This is a genomic window from Pseudomonas sp. 10(2024) (assembly GCF_045164175.1).
GTDB classification, from domain to species: Bacteria; Pseudomonadota; Gammaproteobacteria; order Pseudomonadales; family Pseudomonadaceae; genus Aquipseudomonas; species Aquipseudomonas alloputida.
In genome coordinates this window covers 1387714-1404084 of sequence record NZ_CP174006.1, presented here as the reverse complement: position 1 = coordinate 1404084, position 16371 = coordinate 1387714, and the positions used below count along the sequence as shown (strand labels likewise).

Here is a 16371-nt window from a genome sequence, read left to right as displayed (position 1 = left end):
AAAGCCCTCATGCCGCTGCGTCGCCTCTCCATCCAGTGGAAGATCACACTCCTCGCCGGCCTGTGCCTGCTGGCCATTGTCGCCTTGCTGGTAGCCACCTCGCTGACCCAGGCCCATCGCAGCGCCGCCCTGGTCAACCAGGCCAACACTGCCATGCTCGAAGACAGCGCCCGCCAGCGCCTGCAGGCCCACGCCGAAACCCAGGCCTTGCGTATCCAGCGCTACTTCATGGACGCCTACCAGTACGGCAATGGCTTTGCCCGCCTGGTACAGGTGCTGAAGGATCGTGGTGGTAGCGACCTGCGCGCCGAACTGACCCGCCAGGCGCGTGCCAGCCTGGCCGGCAACCCGGATGTGATCGGCCTGTACCTGGTGTTCCAACCCAATGCCCTGGACCAGCAGGACAGCCACTACCTCGGCCAGGACGCCATGGGCAGCAATGAGAGCGGGCGTTTCTCGCTGTACTGGTCCCAACCAAGCCCCGGCACCCTGGAACTTGAAGCCATGCCGGAAACGATGCTCGGCAACACCAGCATCGGCAGCAACGGCGCGGCGAAGAACCGCTGGCTGACCTGCCCGCAGGACACCGCCAGGACCTGCATGCTCGAACCGTACCTCGACGAGGTCAACGGCCGTCAGGTGCTGATGACCAGCATCGCTCTGCCATTGCTGGAACACGGCAAGGTAGTCGGCGTGGTCGGCGTGGACATCGGCCTGGCCAACCTGCAGCAACTGAGCGTGGACGGCCGCCGCGATCTGTTCGACGGCCAGGGCCAGGTGAGCATCGCCACCGCCGCCGGCCTGCTGGCCGGCAACAGTCGCGACGACAGCGTGCTCGGCAAGTCTATGGACAAGGCGGTAGCCGACGGCCTGCTGCGCGTGGCCCACCCCTTCACGCCAATCCCTGACACAGCCCCGTGGCAGGTAGTGCTGGAACTGCCGGAAAGCGTGCTGCAGGCCCCTGCCGTCGCCCTCAACCAGCGCCTTGATGCCCATAACCAGAACGCCAACCTCACCAGCCTGCTGATAGGCCTTGGCACGGCAATCGTGGGTTTGCTGCTGGTGTGGCTGACCGCGCGCGGCGTTACCCGGCCAATCCTGGCCGTGGCTGCACGCCTGGAAGACATTGCCAGTGGCGAAGGCGACCTTACCCGTCGCCTGGACTACGCCCACCAGGATGAACTGGGCCAGCTCACCGGCTGGTTCAACCGTTTCCTCGACAAGTTGCAACCGGTCATTGCCCAGGTCAAAGGCTCGCTGCAGGAGGCCCGCAATACCGCCGACCAATCGGCCGCCATTGCCAGCCAGACCAGCGACGGCATGCAGCAACAGCATCGCGAAATCGAACAGGTGGCCACAGCGGCCAACGAAATGAGCGCCACCGCCCTGGATGTCGCCCACAATGCCTCGCAGGCGGCCCAGGCCGCACGCGCCGCGGATCAGGCCAGCCAGGAAGGCTTGCAACTGGTGGACAGCACGCGCCAGGGCATCGACCGCCTGGCCGCAGGCATGAACACTGCCATGGACGAGGCTCGTGCACTGGAAGACCGCAGCGGGCAAATCGGCTCGGTGCTTGAAGTGATCCGCACCATTGCCGAGCAAACCAACCTGCTGGCACTGAATGCCGCCATCGAAGCGGCCCGCGCAGGCGAAGCCGGGCGTGGCTTCGCCGTGGTTGCCGATGAGGTGCGCGGCCTGGCCCAGCGCACGCAGGTTTCGGTGGAGGAAATTCGCCAGGTCATCGAAGGCCTTCAGCAAGGCACCCAGGACGTGGTCGGGGCCATGCATGCAGGCCAACGCCAGGCCCTGGACAGCGCCGCACGCATGGAGCAGGCATTACCGGCACTGCAGCGTATTGGCGAGGCCGTGGCGGTGATCAGCGACATGAACCTGCAGATTGCCTCGGCGGCGGAAGAGCAGAGTGCGGTGGCCGAGGAAGTGAACCGTAACGTGGCCGGCATTCGAGACGTGACAGAATCACTGGCCGGGCAGGCCGATGAATCGGCACGCATCAGTCAGGCCCTGAACCGGCTGGCCAACCAGCAGCAGGCGCTGATGGAGCAGTTTCGCGTCTAGCCTGTCAGGGCCTCTTCGCGGGCACGCCCGCTCCCACAGGTTCGGCGTGCCCTAAGGGGCTGTGCAGTTCCTGTGGGAGCGGGCGTGCCCGCGAAGAGGCCCTGACAGGCACCGCACCATTGTTATTTTTGAGCACAACTTATGCCTAATCCAACCCGATCCACCTTCTTCGACATCACCAGCGAACAAGGGCTTTTACGCACCTCGATCGCCGCGACCCTGTTCATCGCCACCATCGGCATCGCCTTCGGCCTTGCCTCCGGCTCGTTCTCCATCGTCTTCGACGGTGTGTACTCGCTGGTCGACGCCAGCATGAGCGGGCTGTCGCTGGTGGTGGTCAAGCTGATCACTTCGCACACCACCAGCGTGCAGATGTCGCGCAAGCTGCGCGAGCGCTTCACCATGGGTTTCTGGCATCTGGAGCCCATGGTACTGGCGCTCAACGGCATTCTTCTCGGCGGCGTGGCCATCTACGCGCTGATCAATGCCGTCAGCAGCCTGCTGCAAGGCGGGCGCCACCTGGAGTTCGGCATTGCCATGGTCTACGCGGCGCTGACGGTGATCACCTGCGTGACCATCGCCGTCATCGAGGCCCGCGCCAACCGCAAACTGAAGTCAGACTTCGTGCGCATGGACGTCAAGGGCTGGGTGATGTCGGCCAGCATCACTGCCGCACTGCTGATCGCCTTCTGCTTTGGCTATGCCGTGCAAGGCACTTCGCTGGAATGGGTATCACCCTACATTGACCCGGCGGTGCTGGCGCTGGTGTGCCTGGTGATCGTGCCGTTGCCGATGTCGGTGGTGCGTCAGGCGCTGTCTGAAATCTTCCTGGTCACCCCCGGCGACCTCAAGCTGCACGTAGATGAGGTGGCCAAGGCCTTCGTCGCCCGCCACGGCCTGCAGTCTTACCGCGCCTATGTCGCCAAGGTCGGGCGTTCGCGGGAGATTGAGCTGTATTTCATCATGCCCAAAACCATGGCGGCGAAGACCATCGATGAATGGGATGCCTGGCGCAACGAGATTGGCGACGCGGTAGGCGGCGAAGGGCCGGACCGCTGGCTGACAGTGGTGTTCACTGGCGACCCGGAATGGGCCGAGTAATTGGTGGGCGCTCTGCGCCCCTTTTTCCGAACACCCGTAGCGCAAACGAAAAAGCCCGCGACCATTTCTGGTAGCGGGCTCTCACGTACTGCGTATGGTGGGTCGTGTAGGATTCGAACCTACGACCAATTGGTTAAAAGCCAACTGCTCTACCAACTGAGCTAACGACCCATTTGATGGCGCGTATAATACTGATTTCTAACGAGAATTCAACACCCCATCACGATTTTTTCAAAAATACCGAGTCGGGTCTTCGATACCGGCCGCCTTGAAACCATCGGCGCGCAGGCGGCAGCTGTCGCATTTGCCACAGGCGCGGCCGTCATCGTCGGCCTGGTAGCAGGAAACGGTCAGGCTGTAGTCCACACCACGAGCCATACCGGCCTGCACGATCTGCGCCTTGCTCATGTTCTGCAGCGGCGCCTGGATGCGGAAGCCCTGCCCTTCTACGCCAGCCTTGGTCGCCAGGTTGGCCATGCGCTCGAAGGCCTCGACGAACTCGGGTCGGCAATCCGGGTAGCCGGAGTAATCCACGGCATTGACGCCAATGAAAATGTCGCGCGCTTCCAGCACTTCTGCCCAACCCAGCGCCAGCGAAAGGAACACGGTGTTGCGCGCCGGCACATAAGTGACCGGAATGCCTTCACCCGGGGCTTCCGGCACGTCGATGCTGCTGTCGGTCAATGCAGAACCGCCGATGCCGTCGAGGTTCAGCCCAATCACCTTGTGCTCGACCACACCCAGGTCGCGGGCCACGCGGGCAGCGGCGTTCAGCTCGGCGCGATGACGCTGGCCGTAATCAAAGCTCATGGTGTAGCAGCTGTAGCCTTCGGCCTTGGCCATGGCAACCACGGTGGCCGAATCCAGGCCGCCGGACAACAGGATTACTGCGCGTTTTTCTGTCATGTGTACGTGCTCCTCAATCAACGTCCGGGCTCGTCGTTCCACAGCAGCTTGTGCAGCTGCAACTGGAAGCGTACAGGCAGGTTGTCAGCAACGATCCAGTCAGCCAGGTCACTGGCGTTCACCTGATGATGGCTGGGTGAGAACAACACCTCACCGGCACGCTCGGCCAGGTTGTACTGGATCAGCTTGGATACCGCCCAGTCATAATCCTCGCGGGAACAGATGACGAACTTGACCTGATCGTTGCGTGTCAGCTGCTCGATGTTCTCGTAGCGGTTACGGTGCGACTCTTCGGAGCCTGGGGTTTTCAGGTCGACCACACGGCTGACGCGGGTGTCGGTGCCAGCAATATCCAGCGCGCCGCTGGTCTCCAGCGACACCTCGTAACCGGCATCACACAGCCGCTGCAGCAACGGCAAGGCGTTGGGCTGAGCCAGTGGTTCGCCACCGGTGACACAGACGTAGCGCGGTTTGAAGCCGGCCACTTGTTCGAGGATCGAATCAAGGGTGCGTACGGTACCGCCACTGAAGGCATAGGCACTGTCGCAGTACTGGCAACGCAGGGGGCAACCGGTGAGGCGCACAAATACCGTGGGCAGCCCGGCCGTTCGCGTCTCACCCTGCAAAGAGTAAAAGACTTCGGTGATGCGTAATGTGTCTTGCATGATCGCCACGGGCGTGACAGCTAAACAGGCTGTCCGCCTCCGTCAGGCACTGTCGCGGACTCGACATAGCGTTATCCGCAGCAGCGTGTTTACGAAAAAAGGGCAGTGATTCTAACGAAAAAACCCGCGACTGGCGCGGGTTTCTTTCGAGCGGTACAGCGACAACGCCTAGAGCTTCTGCAGGTCACGCTGGGCCAGTTGAGCGGCAGAGGTGCCGGGGTACTGGGTGACGACCTGCTGAAGGATGCCTTTTACCTTGTCGGTATGGCCCATACGGCGCTCGACATCAGCCAGTTTGTACAGCGAATCTGGCACCTTGCTGTGCTTCGGGTACTTTTGGCTGACTTGGGCAAAGGCCTGGCTGGCGCCTTGCAAGTCACCCTTGGCCAGGTTCACTTCACCCAACCAGTACTGGGCATTACCGGCGTACTGGCTGTTGGTGTACTTGCGCAGGAAGGCGTTGAACGCCTGGCTGGCCTTGTCGAAGTCTTTCTGTTTGATCAGGTCGAAAGCTGCGTCGTAATAGAGCTTCTCTTTCGCCGGATCACCGGGCTGGCTACTGCCGGCCGGTTGTTGCGCAGCAACACCTGCTGCGGCATCGGGGGCGGCATTGGACGCACCACCACCGGAGGAATTGTCAGGGGTTGCGGCAGGCGCAGCGCCACTGTTGATGCGACGGTCCAGGTCCTGGTAACGCTCCAGGTTTTCCTGCTTCATGCGGGACACATCGTTTTGCAGCTCTTCGATGATGCCTTGCTGGCGGGAAAGCTGATCCTGCATCTGTTGCAGCTGCATGAACAGCTGGCCCTGTGCAGAGGCAGGGGCCGAAGCCCCTGACCCGGCATAGGCGCCGCTCGTGCCATAACCCGCAGGCGGATAGCTGCCTGCGTTGTCATCTACTACAGGGACCTCAGCCCAGGCCGCAAGCGGCAGGCTGAGTGCGAGGACGGTTACTACACGGCGGCACATACGCATAAGAACTTACTTACGCAGTTCTACGCGACGGTTCTGAGCCCAGGACTGCTCGTCGTTGCCGGTAGCAACTGGACGCTCTTCGCCGTAGGAAACCAGTTCCAGCTGAGCAGGGGAAACGCCCTGCAGAACCAGGTAGCGCTGAACGGCTTTCGCACGACGCTCACCCAGAGCCATGTTGTACTCGCGGGTGCCGCGCTCGTCGGTGTTACCTTCCAGAACAACACGGTTGCCGTTGGCTTTCAGGTCCTTGGCGTGAACGTCCAGAGCGCGCATGGCTTCTGGCTTCAGGTCCGAGCTGTCGTATTCGAAGTAGAAGGTGGTGATTGCGCGCAGGGCGGCTTCTTCGCTCAGGGAGCCGTCAACAGCGCCAGTGTTGGCACCGTAGCCAGCGTTAGGGTCTACAGCAGCGCCTTCGCCTGCGTTATCACCGCCCTTCGAGGAGCAACCTACAGCTACGGCCATGGCCAGAGCCAGCGCAGCAAATTTACCAAACTTCAGCATTTCCATCGTGAAACTCCTAATGAAACCCCAGTGTGTTAAGCAAAATGTATTACGCCGCAATCAGTTCAGGTAAGGGGACCAGGACGGTTCTCTGACTTCGCCTTGAGCGGTAGGAAGTGGGAGCCTCACGCGGCCGTTCAGCGACACGAGCATCAAGACTCCCCGGCCCTGCTGGCGGGTGGCGTAGATTAGCATGGTGCCGTTTGGCGCAACAGTGGGAGACTCATCAAGACTTGTTTCAGACAGAATCTTTACACTTCCGCGTTGCAAGTCCTGTGCCGCCACTTTGAAGTTGGTAAAGCCCTGTTGGCGATGAATCATTACCAGGGTCTTTTCGTCCGCCGAAAGTTTCGGGTTGGCGTTGTAGTTACCTACGAACGTTACGCGCTCGGCACCACCACCACTGACCGACTGTTTATAGATCTGCGGTTTGCCGCCACGGTCGGAAGTGAAGTAGAGGGTGTTGCCATCTTTGCCCCAGAACGGCTCGGTATTGATACCCGGGCCTGCAGTAACACGGCTGATCTGGCGCGAGGCCACGTTCATCACGTAGATGTCCGGGTTGCCGTCCTTGGACAGTACGAACGCCAGGCGCGAACCGTCCGGCGACCAGGCTGGCGCACCGTTCAGGCCTTCGAAGTTGGTCACCTGCTCGCGGCGGCCAGTATCGATGTTCTGCACGAAGATACGTGGGCGCTTCTGCTCGAACGAAACGTAGGCGATACGTTTGCCATCTGGCGCAAAGCGCGGCGACAGGATCGGCTCACGCGATTGCAGCAGGGTCACCGCACGCGCACCGTCGTAGTCCGAACGCTGGAGGGTGTAGCGGGTGTTGTTGGTGGAGAAACGCTCGGCCGTCACGTACAGCATGCGCGTAGAGAACGCGCCCTTGATGCCGGTGAGCTTCTCGAACGACTGGTCGGCAATGTAGTGCGCCATATCGCGCAGCTGGTCGGTGCTGCCCGCCACGCTGCCGGTCAGCACTTGCTGCTCGGTGGCGACGTTGAACAGCGCGTACTGCACCTGCAGGCGACCGCCCGACGGCACGATGCTGCCGACCATCACGTACTGTGCACCCAGCGCTTTCCAGTCACGGAAGATCACTTCGCTGGCCTGCGACGGCTGGCTGATCATGTTCTGCCGCGGAATTGGCGAGTAGTAGCCAGAGTTGCGCAGGTCGTTGCCGATGATGTCGGCGATGTCTTCAGGCAACACGCTACCGCCCTGCAGACCGAACGGTACTACCGCGATGGGCGTGGCCCGGTCGCTGCCGCTGGTAACCAGGATGTTCTTTTCTTCTGCCACCGCCATGCCTGCCACGCAGCAGAGCATGACCAGCAGTCCTCTCAGACGTTTAATCACAACGCTAGATCCTCAGGTGTAAATGTCATCTTGAACGAACGATATTGGTTGAAATCGCTCGGCTTCATACCCTGCATCTCGGTCAAACGACCAATGTTCTTCACCGCAGCCACCGCCGAACTGTCATACGGGCCGTCACCACTGGACCGGGCCACGCTGACATTGGTGATGGTACCGTCCGGCAACATGTTGATCTGCAGGACCACCGTCATGCCCTTGCGCGCGGAAGGCGGACGTGCCCAGCCCTCGGCCGCGCGCATGCGGATCAGGTCGTCGAAGTCGCCGGCCACCTGGTCACCCTGCTCATCGGCCAGCGCCTGCTGCCGCTCGGTGGTATCGGACAACAGCTCAGCCAGTGCCTGGGCTTTCTTGTCTTCTGCCGCCTTGCGGGCCGCTTCCTGTGCCTTCTTCTTCTGGGCATCTGCAGCGGCCTTTTTCTTGGCCTCTTCAGCTGCCTTCTTCTTCGCGTCCTCGGCCGCCGCTTTCTTCTTGGCGTCCTCGGCTGCTTTCTTCTTGGCCTCTTCGGCTGCCTTTTTCTTGGCGTCCTCGGCGGCTTTCTTCTTCGCCTCTTCAGCGGCCGCTTTCTTGGCCTCTTCTTCGGCTTTTTTCTTGGCTTCGTCCTCGGCCTTCTTCTTGGCGATGTCGGCCTGCTGTTTCTCGGCAGCTTTCTTCGCCTCGTCGGCCTTCTTGGCTTCGGCAGCTTTCTTGGCCTCGGCAGCCTTGGCGGCTTCAGCGGCCTTGGCAGCATCCTCGGCTTTTTTCGCCTCGGCGGCTTCGCGGGCCTCTTCGGCCTTTTGAGCGGCGTCAGCTTTCTTTTGTTCCGCGGCCTTCACGGCCTCCTGCTCGACCTTCTTCTGTTCCAGCTGCTCGACTTCGGTCTGGCGCGAAGCGGTTTTCTTCGCCTCCCCGGCAATCTTCTGATTGGTCTGGGTGGTTGCCTGGCTCTTGGACTTGAGCTGGTACAGGGTCGCCTGAACGATCGGCTTGGAAGGCGGCAGCTCCGGCGTCATGGCAAAACTGACGAACAGCAGGGCGAACACCAGCACATGCAGGCCGATGGCCCAGACACTGGGCCAGAAGTAGCTTTCCGAGGCGGATGGCTCTCGCTGTTGCATCAGGGCGCCTCGGTAATCAGGCCAACGTTACCGACACCGGCCTTCTGCAACCCGCCCATGGCACCCATGACCGCGCCATAGTCGACAGCCTTGTCGCCACGAATGAACACCTGGGTCTGCTTGCCCTGGTCACGGCCGGCAGCAATGATCTTGGTCACGGCGTCGGTCATGGCCGGCAAGGTCATGGCTTTGTCCATCTGCTTGTCGGTATCGACTTCGCTGCCGAGGTTCCAGTAATAGGTTTTATCGGCCTTGATGGAGATGGTGAGGATCTGGACGTTGTTGTCCTGCGGCAAGGCTTCGCTGGAAACCTTGGGCAGGTCGACCTTCACGCCCTGGTTGAGCATGGGCGCCGTCACCATGAAGATGACCAGCAGCACCAGCATCACGTCGATGTAGGGCACCACGTTCATCTCGGCGACGGGCTTGCGTTTGTGGCGAACTCGGGCCATGGGCTTCTACCTGATTACTCTTCGCTGGTGTGCACTTTGCGGTGCAGGATCGCCTGGAACTCGTCGGCGAAGGTGTAGTAACGGCCGATCAGTACTTCACTGCGCGCGGCGAAACGGTTGTAGGCAATAACAGCCGGGATTGCCGCGAACAGGCCGATGGCGGTAGCGATCAGTGCTTCGGCGATGCCCGGAGCAACGGTAGCCAGGGTGGCCTGCTGGGCGCTGGCCAGGCCGCGGAAGGAGTTCATGATGCCCCATACGGTGCCGAACAGGCCGATGTACGGGCTGGTCGAACCAACGGTGGCCAGGAACGGCAAGCTCTGCTCGAGTTTTTCTTCCTCGCGCGAGATGGCCACACGCATGGCACGGCCAACACCTTCCATGACGGCGTCCGGGTCAACACCCGGCTGCTGGCGCAGGCGCGAGAACTCCTTGAAACCGGCACGGAACACCTGCTCCACGCCGGAGTCCGGGTCTGGGTTGCTGCCTGCCTGGCGGTACAGCTTGGACAGGTCGATGCCCGACCAGAAGCGCTCTTCGAAGGCATCCAGCGCACGACGACCGGCGCGCAGCATGGTGCTGCGCTGGAAGATCATGATCCATGAGGTGACCGAGGCGGCCACCAGGGTCAGCATTACCAGCTGTACCACCACGCTGGCATTGCTGACCAGACTCCACATGGAGGTATGGTCGACGACGTTAGCTTCCACGCTTATTCTCCTGCATTCGATTGATTACCCGAGCCGTCCGCCGCAAAGGCGTCGCGCAGCTGGGGGGGTAGGGCTCGGGGTTTGAAAGTGTCGGCGCGCACGGCAGCCACCAGGAACTGCCCTTCGCAAAGCAGCGTTTCATCCTTTTCCCGCCAGACCTGCTGTACGAAACGCAAGCTGGCGCGATTGAGTTCAAGGACCTGCGCGGTCACCCGCAATTCGTCATCCAGCCGCGCCGGCGCGTGATAGCGCGCTTCGCTGGAATGGACCACGAACAGCAGGTTGTCTTCAGCCAGTTGCGACTGGGAAAAGCCCAGGTGCCGCAGGCGTTCGGTGCGCGCGCGCTCCATGAATTTCAGGTAGTTGACGTAATACACCACGCCGCCCGCATCGGTATCTTCGTAATAGACGCGACACCGATGTGCGAACGGTTCGAGCTGATTTTGCGCGCGCATACTCTAGTGCTTACTCCTCAGCTTGCCAATCCGCTGTGGCAACTGTTTTTTCTTCATTAATGTCTTATTGCCAGCGCACCAGGGGCATGCCAGCGGTAGGACCACAAAAAGTCGCTTTCGATCTGTCATTCATCGCCTGGCTCGGAAAAATCGCCCCCCTCCCCCAAGCGCCCGGGAATATTCAGCCCAAAGTGCAGGTAGGCATGCCGGGTGACCACGCGGCCGCGTGGCGTGCGCATGATGTAGCCCTGCTGAATCAGGTACGGCTCAAGCACATCTTCGATGGTATGACGCTCTTCGCTGATGGCTGCAGCCAGGTTGTCCACGCCCACCGGGCCGCCATCGAACTTCTCGATCATGGTCAGCAGCAGGCGACGGTCGGAATGGTCGAAACCCCGCTCGTCGACATCCAGCAGGTTCAGCGCCATGTCAGCCACGGCCTTGGTGATCTGGCCCTTGCCGCGTACCTCGGCATAGTCACGCACGCGGCGCAGCAGGCGGTTGGCGATGCGCGGCGTGCCACGGGCACGGCGGGCGATCTCGTAGGCACCCTGGTCTTCGATGGCCAGGCCAAGGATGTTGGCCGAGCGGCTGACGATGGTGCTCAGATCCTTGTCGTTGTAGAACTCCAGGCGCTGGACGATACCGAAGCGATCACGCAGTGGGTTGGTCAGCATGCCGGCACGGGTAGTAGCCCCCACCAGGGTGAAGGGTGGCAGATCGAGTTTGATAGAACGGGCTGCCGGGCCTTCGCCGATCATGATGTCGAGCTGGAAGTCCTCCATGGCCGGGTACAGCACCTCCTCGACAACAGGCGACAGCCGGTGGATTTCGTCGATGAACAGCACGTCGTGCGGCTCGAGGTTGGTCAGCATGGCTGCCAGGTCACCGGGGCGCTCGAGAATCGGCCCCGAAGTGCTCTTCACCGACACGCCCATTTCATGGGCGATGATGTTGGCCAGGGTGGTCTTGCCCAGGCCGGGCGGGCCGAAGATCAGTGTGTGGTCAAGCGACTCGCCGCGGCCGCGGGCGGCCTGGATGAACAGCGCCATCTGCTCGCGCACCACCGGCTGGCCGATGTACTCGTCCAGGCTCAGCGGGCGAATCGCACGGTCCTGGACTTCTTCGCGGTCGCGGCCACTGGCGGCGATCAGGCGGTCGGCTTCGATCACTTGGAAATCATCCCTTTCAGGCTGCGGCGGATCAGCTCTTCACTGCTCAGGCCGGCCTTGTCCTTGATCGCGGCGATTGCCTTGCTGGCTTCCTGCGGCTTGTAGCCCAGCGAGACCAGGGCACTGACGGCATCGGCCTCGGCACTGGACTCGCTGGCGACCGGTAGAGGCCCATCGGACACCAGGGTGAACATGGCCGGCGAGGTTTCCCAGGCCTTGAAACGGTCCTTGAGCTCGACCAGCAAGCGCTCGGCGGTTTTCTTGCCGACGCCCGGTACGCGCACCAGGGCTGAGGTGTCCTGGGCCTGCACGCAGCGCACCAGTTCATCCACTTCCAGCCCGGACATCAGCGCCAGGGCCAGCTTCGGCCCTACGCCGTTCAGGCGGATCAGCTCGCGAAACAGCTCGCGCTCGCGCTTTTCGGCAAAGCCGTAGAGCAAGTGGGCATCTTCGCGCACGACCAGGTGGGTATGCACCGTGACGGTTTCACCCACTTTGGGCAGACGGTACAGCGTGGTCATGGGAACTTCCAGTTCGTAACCCACGCCGTTGACGTCGATAATCAGGTGAGGCGGTTGTTTTTCCGCCAGGGTGCCGCGCAAACGTCCAATCACGTTCCGATCCTTCCTCTCGGGGAGCCGGTCAAAGACCGCTCAACCCTATCAGCAAATGCAGCGGGTGAATGTAACACCCGAACAAAATGTGTATCAGCGCATGAAGCGCTTACAGACGCAAGCGCCCGCCGCGTCGCCGCGCTGTGGTCAAGCCATGCGGCACCAGGCTGGAGCGGGTGTGGGCGTGGCACAGAGCGATGGCCAGGGCATCGGAAGCGTCGATCTGCGGTTTCTGCGTCAATTTCAGCAGGTGCATGACCATCATCATCACCTGCTCCTTGTTGGCCCCGCCCGTGCCGGCCACGGCCTGCTTGACCTGGGTGGCGCTGTACTCGGCGATCTCCAGGCCGGCCTCGGCGGCGGCGACGATAGCCGCGCCACGTGCCTGGCCAAGCTTGAGCGCCGAATCGGCGTTGCGGGCCATGAACACCCGTTCGATGCCCATGGTCACCGGGCCGTGCTGGGCAATGATTTCACTGACACCACGAAAAACAATCTGCAGCCGCTCGTGCAGCTCACCGCTGCCGGTGCGGATGCAGCCCGACGCCACGTACTCGCAACCACGGGCGGTCTGGCGTACCACGCCATAGCCGGTGATGCGCGAGCCGGGGTCGATACCTAGAATCAGAGTCATAAAGCCCGTCGAAAAAATGATGCATCTCTACAAACTGCGCCGGCCCTTTCGCGGGTAAACCCGCTCCTACAGGCACTGCACCACATTTGAAATGGGCGTAATACCTGTAGGAGCGGGTTTACCCGCGAAAGGGCCGGCACAGGCGCTATCAAACGCTCAGAGTTGGCACAGAATGCCAAATCACCTTAGCCGAGGTTTTCCATGATCTCGTCGGAAATCTGGGCATTGGAATAGACGTTCTGCACGTCGTCCAGGTCTTCGAGCATGTCGATCAACTTGAGCACCTTTTCGGCACCGTCCTGGTCGAGCTCGGCACTGGTGGTCGGCTGCATGACGATTTCCGCGTCAGCGGCCTTGAAGCCTGCCTCTTCCAAGGCATTACGCACGGCATAGAAGCTGTTGAACGAGGTGAACACGTCGAACGAGCCGTCGTCATTGGCGACCACGTCGTCGGCATCGGCCTCCATTGCCGCTTCCATCAACGCGTCCTCTTCCACGCCCGGGGCAAAGCTGATCTGGCCTTTGCGCTCGAACAGGTAGGCCACCGAACCGTCAGTACCCAGGTTGCCGCCACACTTGGTGAAGGCATGACGCACGGCCGCGGCGGTACGGTTGCGGTTGTCGGTCATGGCTTCGACCATGATCGCCACGCCACCCGGGCCGTAACCTTCGTAGCTCAGCTCTTCGACATTGTCGCTTTCATTGGTGCCAGCACCACGGGCCACGGCGCGATCGATGATGTCGCGGCTCATGTTGGCGCCCAACGCCTTGTCCAGCGCCAGGCGAAGACGCGGGTTGGATGCCGGATCAGGGCCACCCTGCTTGGCAGCGACCGTCAGTTCACGGATCCACTTGGTGAAGACCTTGCCTCTCTTGGCATCCTGGCGCTCTTTGCGGTGCTTGATGTTCGCCCACTTGGAATGACCAGCCATAACGACTCCGAATCCTTTGAATCACAAACGGCCCCGCCCCATGACGGGGCGGGACGGGAAAAAACCTGCGTCGAAACGCAAAGGCGCATCCATGTGGATGCGCCCGGGGACTGCTTACTCGACCTTGGTCTGTTCGCGCAGTCGGATGTGCAGTTCGCGCAGGGCCTTGGCGTCGACCATGCCAGGGGCCTGGGTCATGACGCATGCAGCGCTCTGGGTTTTCGGGAACGCGATCACTTCACGGATCGACTGGGCGCCGGTCATCAGCATGACCAGACGGTCCAGACCGAACGCCAGGCCACCGTGAGGCGGTGCCCCGAACTTCAGAGCGTCGAGCAGGAAGCCGAACTTCTCTTCCTGTTCTTCCGCCTCGATACCCAGCAGACGGAATACCGCCTGTTGCATCTCTTTCCGGTGGATACGGATCGAACCGCCACCCAGCTCGGTACCATTCAGAACCATGTCGTAGGCACGGGACAGGGCGGTGGCCGGGTTGGCCTCGAGCTCTTCCGGGGTGCACTTCGGCGCGGTGAACGGGTGGTGCAGTGCAGTGAAGCTGCCGTCTTCGTTCTCTTCGAACATCGGGAAGTCGACGACCCACATCGGCGCCCACTCGCAGGTCAGCAGCTCGAAGTCGTGACCCAGACGAATACGCAGCGCACCCAGGGCTTCGCTGACCACCTTGAACTTGTCGGCACCGAAGAACACGATGTCACCGTCTACGGCGCCAACGCGGTCGAGGATGTTGTTGAGGTTGGCCTCAGGGATGTTCTTGACGATCGGCGACTGCAGGCCTTCGACGCCCTTGGCGCGCTCGTTGACCTTGATGTAGGCCAGCCCCTTGGCACCGTAGATACCGACGAACTTGGTGTACTCGTCGATTTTGCTGCGCGGCATGCTGGCACCACCTGGCAGACGCAGGGCGGTAACACGGCACTTCGGATCGTTGGCCGGGCCGGCGAACACCTTGAAGTCGACATCCTTCAACTGGTCGGCAACGTCGACCAGTTCCAGCGGAATACGCAGGTCTGGCTTGTCGGAGCCGTAGCGGCGCATGGCCTCTTCGAAGGTCATGTGCGGGAATTCGCCGAATTCCAGGTCGAGCACTTCCTTGAACAGCTTGCGGATCATGCTTTCGGTCAGGCCCATGATCTCGCTTTCATCGAGGAAACTGGTCTCGATGTCGATCTGGGTGAATTCCGGCTGACGGTCGGCACGCAGGTCTTCGTCACGGAAGCACTTGGCGATCTGGTAGTAACGGTCGAAGCCAGCGACCATCAGCAGCTGCTTGAACAGCTGTGGCGATTGCGGCAGGGCGAAGAAGCTACCGGCGTGGGTACGGCTTGGCACCAGGTAGTCGCGCGCGCCTTCCGGGGTGGCACGGGTGAGAATCGGGGTTTCGACGTCGAGGAAGCCGTTTTCGTCGAGGAAGCGACGGATGCTGCTGGTGATGCGCGAGCGCAGGCGCAGCTTGTCGGCCATTTCCGGGCGACGCAGATCGATGAAGCGGTAACGCAGGCGGGTTTCCTCGCCGACGTCGGAGTATTCGTTCAGGGGGAACGGCGGGGTTTCCGCTTCGTTGAGCACGTTCAGCTGGTAGCCGAGGATCTCGATGGCACCGGAAGCCATGTTGGCATTCACTGCACCTTCAGGACGCTTGCGGACCTTGCCGGTGATCTGCACGACGTATTCGCTGCGCACACGGTCGGCGGCAGCGAAGGTTTCGGCGCGATCCGGGTCGAACACGACCTGGGCCATGCCTTCGCGGTCACGGATGTCGAGGAAGATCACCCCGCCGTGGTCGCGGCGACGATGGACCCAGCCGCAAAGGGTGACTTCCTGGCCGTCCAGGCTCTCGTTCAGTTGGCCGCAATAATGGCTGCGCATCATGATGGTGGTTTCGCTTCTCGTGATTCGTGTATTCGGTGGAGGCCTTGGCCGCCCGGAGGGCTAATACTGCAAGACCCGGTCACAGCATTCAACTCAGTCGGCCTTGTCGCCGCCTGCCAGATTCTTTTTTGCCCCGGTCTTGAAGTCGGTTTCGTACCAACCGTTACCGCTCAGGCGAAAGCCTGGCACCGACAGCAGCTTTTTCAGTGCCGGCGCCTGACAGGCCGGGCAATCGGTCAGCGGCGCGGCGCTGATCTTCTGCAGCACTTCCATGCGGTGCTCGCAGGACGCACATTGATAGTCATAAAGGGGCACGGGTGTCTCTCGTCAACCATAACGCTGGCTGCCGGGGGGCAGCAAAAAGCGGGATTATATATGGTTAGCAAGCACTGCGCAGCCCGCCTGGCGATCAGCGCGCACTTGGCGGGTCCTGCAGCCACGCCACGCAGATTACCCGGATCAGCCCGCTGAAATTGCGCACTCCGCCCTGGCGCAGGTGCACCTCACGGTCCACGTAGGACAACACGGCACTGACCGAACAACGGTTGGCGGCGGCGATGCGCTCAAGGATACCCCAGTAGACAGCCTCCAGGCGCAGACAGGTAGAAAAGCCGTTGAGCCGCACGGAACGTGACACCGGCTGCGTCTGCAACATGTCGAAGTCCGCCTTGAACGGGTCGATGCACTGTTTTCCTGGCCAGCTGCCCTGGCCGGCCATACGCTTGTTCGCTTGCATCATGCGCCACACTTCCTCGTCACAGGTACCAGGTGACCTATGAAGCGCTGACGGGCGAGCTTAAAGCAGCGGCAA

Annotated in this window: 18 protein-coding genes, 1 tRNA gene and 1 pseudogene; 3 read left to right on the top strand and 17 right to left on the bottom strand. The window is 61.6% G+C overall.

The window, feature by feature from the left end; translation table 11 throughout:
* Window positions 1–9: 9 nt before the first annotated feature.
* The 3 genes and pseudogenes from mcpU to ACI7M0_RS06330 form a co-directional block, all read left to right on the top strand.
* A pseudogene (gene mcpU, locus ACI7M0_RS06340) lies at window positions 10–1170 on the top strand (methyl-accepting chemotaxis protein McpU); the annotation flags it as partial.
* Between the two features lie 150 nt (window positions 1171–1320).
* On the top strand, window positions 1321–2076 hold the full coding sequence (locus ACI7M0_RS06335) for a methyl-accepting chemotaxis protein (RefSeq protein WP_371920531.1): 756 nt from the start codon (window positions 1321–1323) through the stop codon (window positions 2074–2076).
* A gap of 141 nt (window positions 2077–2217) precedes the next feature.
* Complete coding sequence (locus tag ACI7M0_RS06330; RefSeq protein WP_129932408.1) at window positions 2218–3177, top strand: cation diffusion facilitator family transporter; 960 nt, start codon at window positions 2218–2220, stop codon at window positions 3175–3177.
* A gap of 95 nt (window positions 3178–3272) precedes the next feature.
* Here ACI7M0_RS06330 and ACI7M0_RS06325 read toward each other — a convergent pair.
* The 17 genes from ACI7M0_RS06325 to ACI7M0_RS06245 all read right to left on the bottom strand — a co-directional run bounded on the left by ACI7M0_RS06325 (window position 3273) and on the right by ACI7M0_RS06245 (window position 16299).
* Window positions 3273–3348, bottom strand: a tRNA-Lys gene (locus ACI7M0_RS06325).
* A gap of 60 nt (window positions 3349–3408) precedes the next feature.
* On the bottom strand, window positions 3409–4101 hold the full coding sequence (gene queC, locus ACI7M0_RS06320) for a 7-cyano-7-deazaguanine synthase QueC (RefSeq protein ID WP_076403786.1): 693 nt from the start codon (window positions 4099–4101) through the stop codon (window positions 3409–3411).
* The gene (gene queE, locus ACI7M0_RS06315; RefSeq protein ID WP_003254753.1) at window positions 4101–4748 is read right to left on the bottom strand and encodes a 7-carboxy-7-deazaguanine synthase QueE; all 648 of its coding nucleotides are present in this window, start codon (window positions 4746–4748) and stop codon (window positions 4101–4103) included. Before queE ends, queC begins: the two co-directional genes overlap by 1 nt.
* 168 nt (window positions 4749–4916) lie before the next feature.
* The gene (gene ybgF / locus ACI7M0_RS06310) at window positions 4917–5723 is read right to left on the bottom strand and encodes a tol-pal system protein YbgF (protein WP_129932409.1); all 807 of its coding nucleotides are present in this window, start codon (window positions 5721–5723) and stop codon (window positions 4917–4919) included.
* 6 nt (window positions 5724–5729) lie between these two features.
* Window positions 5730–6230, bottom strand: a complete 501-nt coding sequence (pal, locus tag ACI7M0_RS06305) for a peptidoglycan-associated lipoprotein Pal (protein WP_003254755.1) — start codon at window positions 6228–6230, stop codon at window positions 5730–5732.
* 54 nt (window positions 6231–6284) lie between these two features.
* Window positions 6285–7556, bottom strand: coding sequence for a Tol-Pal system beta propeller repeat protein TolB (gene tolB / locus ACI7M0_RS06300; protein ID WP_012051477.1), 1272 nt, complete (start codon window positions 7554–7556; stop codon window positions 6285–6287).
* A 26-nt stretch (window positions 7557–7582) separates the two neighbouring features.
* Window positions 7583–8701 (bottom strand): cell envelope integrity protein TolA, encoded by a 1119-nt coding sequence (gene tolA, locus ACI7M0_RS06295; RefSeq protein WP_010952368.1) that lies wholly within the window; start codon window positions 8699–8701, stop codon window positions 7583–7585.
* The gene (gene tolR / locus ACI7M0_RS06290; RefSeq protein WP_003254760.1) at window positions 8701–9153 is read right to left on the bottom strand and encodes a protein TolR; all 453 of its coding nucleotides are present in this window, start codon (window positions 9151–9153) and stop codon (window positions 8701–8703) included. The genes tolA and tolR overlap by 1 nt, the downstream gene beginning before the upstream one ends.
* Before the next feature lie 14 nt (window positions 9154–9167).
* On the bottom strand, window positions 9168–9863 hold the full coding sequence (tolQ, locus tag ACI7M0_RS06285; RefSeq protein ID WP_010952367.1) for a protein TolQ: 696 nt from the start codon (window positions 9861–9863) through the stop codon (window positions 9168–9170).
* 2 nt (window positions 9864–9865) lie between these two features.
* The gene (ybgC, locus tag ACI7M0_RS06280; protein WP_003254764.1) at window positions 9866–10318 is read right to left on the bottom strand and encodes a tol-pal system-associated acyl-CoA thioesterase; all 453 of its coding nucleotides are present in this window, start codon (window positions 10316–10318) and stop codon (window positions 9866–9868) included.
* Window positions 10319–10443: 125 nt separating this feature from the next.
* Window positions 10444–11490, bottom strand: a complete 1047-nt coding sequence (gene ruvB, locus ACI7M0_RS06275) for a Holliday junction branch migration DNA helicase RuvB (RefSeq protein ID WP_003254766.1) — start codon at window positions 11488–11490, stop codon at window positions 10444–10446.
* On the bottom strand, window positions 11487–12104 hold the full coding sequence (gene ruvA, locus ACI7M0_RS06270) for a Holliday junction branch migration protein RuvA (protein WP_003254768.1): 618 nt from the start codon (window positions 12102–12104) through the stop codon (window positions 11487–11489). The genes ruvB and ruvA overlap by 4 nt, the downstream gene beginning before the upstream one ends.
* 109 nt (window positions 12105–12213) lie before the next feature.
* A complete protein-coding gene (gene ruvC, locus ACI7M0_RS06265; RefSeq protein WP_010952366.1) occupies window positions 12214–12738 on the bottom strand; it encodes a crossover junction endodeoxyribonuclease RuvC in 525 nt (174 codons plus the stop codon).
* Window positions 12739–12923: 185 nt separating this feature from the next.
* Complete coding sequence (locus ACI7M0_RS06260) at window positions 12924–13670, bottom strand: YebC/PmpR family DNA-binding transcriptional regulator (RefSeq protein WP_003254770.1); 747 nt, start codon at window positions 13668–13670, stop codon at window positions 12924–12926.
* Window positions 13671–13784: 114 nt separating this feature from the next.
* Complete coding sequence (aspS, locus tag ACI7M0_RS06255; RefSeq protein ID WP_004575741.1) at window positions 13785–15560, bottom strand: aspartate--tRNA ligase; 1776 nt, start codon at window positions 15558–15560, stop codon at window positions 13785–13787.
* Window positions 15561–15653: 93 nt separating this feature from the next.
* Window positions 15654–15875, bottom strand: coding sequence for an FmdB family zinc ribbon protein (locus tag ACI7M0_RS06250; protein WP_003254776.1), 222 nt, complete (start codon window positions 15873–15875; stop codon window positions 15654–15656).
* A gap of 94 nt (window positions 15876–15969) precedes the next feature.
* Window positions 15970–16299: a ribbon-helix-helix domain-containing protein gene (locus ACI7M0_RS06245; protein WP_064492886.1), complete on the bottom strand. Its 330-nt coding sequence runs from the start codon at window positions 16297–16299 to the stop codon at window positions 15970–15972.
* Between the last annotated feature and the right edge of the window lie 72 nt (window positions 16300–16371).